At 60.4% G+C, this 4,263-nt stretch carries 3 protein-coding genes and 1 pseudogene; 3 read left to right on the forward strand and 1 reads right to left on the reverse strand.

Annotated elements, in window-relative coordinates:
• A pseudogene (locus FN369_RS11145) lies at nucleotides 1-591 on the forward strand (hypothetical protein); the annotation flags it as partial.
• Here the strand turns inward: FN369_RS11145 and FN369_RS06710 are convergent.
• The gene (locus FN369_RS06710; protein WP_142525415.1) at nucleotides 516-1,889 is read right to left on the reverse strand and encodes an MBL fold metallo-hydrolase; all 1,374 of its coding nucleotides are present in this window, start codon (nucleotides 1,887-1,889) and stop codon (nucleotides 516-518) included. The pseudogene FN369_RS11145 and the gene FN369_RS06710 sit on opposite strands and share 76 nt — an antisense overlap.
• A 166-nt stretch (nucleotides 1,890-2,055) precedes the next feature.
• Here FN369_RS06710 and FN369_RS06715 point away from each other — a divergent pair, with 166 nt between their 5' ends.
• A complete protein-coding gene (locus tag FN369_RS06715; protein WP_142525416.1) occupies nucleotides 2,056-2,733 on the forward strand; it encodes a lipid-binding SYLF domain-containing protein in 678 nt (225 codons plus the stop codon).
• Between the two features lie 152 nt (nucleotides 2,734-2,885).
• A partial coding sequence (locus tag FN369_RS06720) for a TonB-dependent receptor (protein ID WP_512698703.1) occupies nucleotides 2,886-4,263 on the forward strand: 1,378 nt, incomplete at its 3' end.

Here is a 4,263-nt window from a genome sequence, read left to right on the forward strand (position 1 = left end):
CTGATCGCGGCGGTGGCTTATTGGGGGGAACGGGCGCGCCTCCACCGCTGGGCTCGGCTTCTCGTCGGAATCGCGCTGATCCTGGCGGGGATCGAAACCGCCTTCCTCCACGGGATCGGCTCCGGCTTGCTGGGGCGGAAGGATCCGCTTCTCCGCGCTCGAGGCTGGGGGGAATTGGCCCGGGAAGCCGAACGGCAAGCGCGCGTCGCTCGGCCCGAGATTTGGATCGGCAATGATTATGCCGTGGCAAGCGAGCTCGCCTTCTATGCCCATCGCAAGGAAGTATTCGTGCCCGCCTTCCGCAGGGAAGGAACGCAGTTCGCCGTCTGGCCGGGCTACCGCGCGACCCCGGGGAGCAGCGCTCTCTACATTTCCAGCGAAACCGAGGGGCGAGTGCCGGAACCGCTGCTCCGCGAATTTCCCGAAGTTACCTACCTGGGCGGGAGTTGGCGGCGGTGGAAAGACCTCCCGATCGAGTATTTCCGCTTCTGGCTCCTGAGGAATCCGGGAAGCAGCTACAGCTCCAAGGATTCGCCGGGCGGTGGGACGATGACTTCCAAGCCCGGCCTCTCGTCGCGGAGCCGTTCCTGAAACCAGGCGAGTGCGGGCGGATCGCCGTGGACGAGCACGCAGAGGCGAGGGTTGACCCGCAGGATGTAGGCGAGGAGGTCCTCTCGAATCGCGTGGGAAGTCAAGTCGAACTGGTCCACCTCGCAAAGGACGGGCTGGGGAGCCGACTCGGAATCGAGAGCCACGAGATTGCCGCGCGAAGTCTGCAGGAGCTGCCCCGCAGGCGAATTCGGATCGCAGTAGCCGACCACGAATATCGAATGGCGTTCGCAGGGAAGAAAGCGCTGCGCCAAGATATTGGAGAGGGTTCGCTCGGTCATCATCCCCGAGGAGATGAGGTAGAGCTCCCCCGGCTTGGGAGAGAGCTGCCGAATCGTGCGGCCGTCGAGCACCGTCGGCGCCACGTCCTCCAAAAGGCTGAGCCCCGGGTGTCTGCGAAACGAGCGGCGCGCCAATCGGTCGTAGACCTGCGTAAAGCTCCGGCTCAATCCCCCGATTGCAATCGGGCAGCGGGAAAGCCGGCCCGCTTTCTGTTCCAAGTAAAGAGTCGCCAGCAGCTCCTGAGTTTTCCCAAGAGCGAAGACCGGGATCAAGACCGCTCCGCCGCGCCGAAACGTGGCTTCGATAGAGGAGATGAGCCTCTCGATCTCCATCGGCCGCCGCTGATTTTCGGGCGTCGCTTTGCCTCCCCGGGTTGCTTCGATGACCAGGGTGTCGATTCCGTCGAGAGGAAAATCCGCGGGCGGCAGGAGCGTCTGCTCTTGGAAGCTGACGTCGCCCGTGTAGAGAATCTGCCGGTCCCGATAACGAAAGCGCACTCCTACCGCACCGAGGATATGTCCGCCCGGGTAGAGGCGGAAGCTCAAAGGCTCCCCTTTCGGATCGGAATCGCCCCGAAGAGAACACTCCTGGCCGGTCCGGCAGATGCGATAGGATTTTGCCGATCGATCGACTTCCTTGTGCGTGAAAAGGGGATAGCTCGTGATTCCCAGCAAGGCCCTTTGCTTGAGCATCACCTCGACAGAATTGTGCAAGAGGGGCTCCGCAAGGAGGTGGGTGGCCTCGCTCATGTAGACCGGCATCTTTTCCTGCCGGCGCACCAGGAGCGGCACCGCTCCGATGTGATCGTGATGCGCGTGGCTTACCACCAGCGCATCCGCCGGTAGTTCCCCGATCGCGGAGAAATTCGGCAGCGCTTCCTCGCCCTCGCGCCTCGGATGCAACCCCGCATCGAGGATGACCCGCCCCTCGCCATCGAACTCGAGAAGATAGGAATTGGCGCCGATCTCGTTAGCGCGGGTCAAGTTAGTAAATTTCACGAACTCTTCGCCGAAACGGACGTCCTAGCCGCGATGCCCTTCGGACGTGTCAACAGATCGCGGATGGGGCGCTCTGTCAAGTCAAAGCAAGCCCCCGCGGATAAATTGCAATTTTTTTACCGCAACGCTTGCCTTTTCGTTTCCTCTTGCTAACAACAAGCTTACAATGAAAGCACCTGCACGACTTTTACCAGTAGCGGTCGCTCTGCTGAGCTTCCTCTCGATTGCCACGCCGGGATGGGCAGCTTGGGATCTGCAAGACACGGTCAACCGTGCCACCAAGGACGTCTACCATTTCAAGGGGTTGCATAAGAGAACGATTCCCCGCTCCGTCTTCGAGCAGGCCAAGGGGATCGCCTATCTCCGCAAGAAGGAAGAAGGCTTCATCTTCGGCTTCTCCTCCGGAAAGGGCTTGGTCATGGCAAAGACGGCTCACGGCTGGTCCGGTCCCGCAGCGATCAAGAGCGGCGGGATGAGCTTCGGCTTGGAAGTGGGAGCGGAAACCGAACAACTTCTCTTTATCTTGAACACCTCCGAAGCGGTCGAACACTTCGCCAAGGGACATAAGTTCAAGCTCGGGGTAGACGTCGCCGCCACTGCGGGGCCCACCTCGGAAGAGGAGGCCAGGCATCACAAGAAGGCTCCGGTTTATGTCTATACCCGGTCAAAAGGCTTCTGGACCGCCCTCGCCTTCAAGGAGAGCACTGTCGAACCCGATCGAGCAACCGATAAGGAATATTACGGAAAGCAGGTGACGACGCGGGAAATCCTCGAACGCAAAGTGTTGCCGCCTCCGGGAGCAAAGCCGCTCATCCGCGCCCTCAATGCCCCTTACCGAAAGTAGGACCTCGGCAAGGGGAAGCGAGCTCGCTTCCCTTTCCTAGCACGAACAAGCGAGCTTCCTAGAACCGCCTAGGAAGCTCGCTCTCTTTTTGTCTCCCCACATATCGAAAATCGGGTTGCCGTACTACTGATAGTGACTTATCACTATCGTCGATGCCCGCTCTGCTTCCGGTCAGGCTCGCTCTCCTCGTCGCCTTCACGGCTCTGCTGCCCTCTCTCGGCTTTGCCGCCGGCCTCGCCGATGATTCTCCTTCCCCCTTGGTTGCTCTCCCCGCCGTCGTTGTGCAGGGGTCCTGGGAGAGCGGCGGCATTCTCCCGACAAGCTGCTCATCCGCCTACGCGGTCCCAATGGACCTGATCGACACGCCCAGGTCGATCACGCCGATTTCGAAGCCGCTCATGGAAGCGGCGGGCATCGGGCAATGGGGCAAATGGGATCCGCTCTCGATCACCTACCTCAACCCGGCGGCGATGGTGCCCCCTTCCCAAACCTCGTGCGTTTCCGCGCCGGAAATCCGAGGCCGAGAAGGGCTTACCTTCCTCAACGGGATCGAGGAGAACATCAATTTCGGCGAGCAGGACATCCCGTGGAACTTCAACATGGTGGAAAACATGGATCTGGTCGAAGGACCTCCTGGAGCGGTCTTCGGCGCCACCCAGCCCTCCAACGGCTATGTGAATTACATCACCAAGCAGCCTTACTTCGACCAGTTCCGCGGAGATGCCTGGGCCACGATGGGCATGTACGATCAGTATATGTGGGGAGCCGAGGCCGGGGGACCGATCGATCGCCCCTCCGAAGGCAAAAGTTCCAAGTTGGGTTACCGGTTCAGCTACCTCGGGATGGAGAGCGGGAGCTATTACAACTCCATCTTCGATCAGCAGGAGAATTTCTACGGAGCGGTCGGCTGGCATCCCAACGACCGGTATCACGTCGATCTTTATGCGGACTTCGGCACCTACTCGTACATGCTCGAAGATGTGCTGTTGAACCGACCGACGGAGGCTCTGATCCGCGACGGCCTCTACTATCCTGGCTACCCTTCGCTTTCGCAGGTGAGCAGCCCGGGGATCGTGCCTGCCAATAGCTTCCTTGGCAGCCCGGTTCCAGTGAGCCGGCGAGAGAATGTCAAGTATCCCGGCGATCTTGGACGGGCGCTCACCGGGATGGCACAGCTCATTCAATCGGTGCAGATCGATGAGGACCTCCAGATCGTGAACAACACCTTCTTCTGGTGGGCCGATCATATCGCGAGCGAGGATGAGATCTTCTTCAACGAGGCCTGGGACGCCTATGAGGTCGACAACCGGACCGAGCTTCGCTGGAATTTCGAGACCCCGGGGATCGAGAACGCGATGAACCATTTCGTCGATACCGGCGTCGAATGGCGCTACCAGTATGTGCTCGCCTACGATTCTCTGAACTTCACGGTCCCGAACCAGTGGAGCGTTTTCGAAAATCCCTATCTCCGAAACGGCGCATTTTCTCCCTATTTCCAGTCGTGGGTGGGCAATCCCGCCGCCCCCGGCG

Origin of the sequence: Methylacidimicrobium cyclopophantes (assembly GCF_902143385.2) — a bacterium.
Classification (GTDB): domain Bacteria; phylum Verrucomicrobiota; class Verrucomicrobiia; order Methylacidiphilales; family Methylacidiphilaceae; genus Methylacidimicrobium; species Methylacidimicrobium cyclopophantes.

Excerpts from the sequence above, each read along its gene's own strand:
- FN369_RS06715 (WP_142525416.1), top strand. The coding sequence starts at position 2,056 with ATGAAAGCACCTGCACGACTTTTACCAGTAGCGGTCGCTCTGCTGAGC.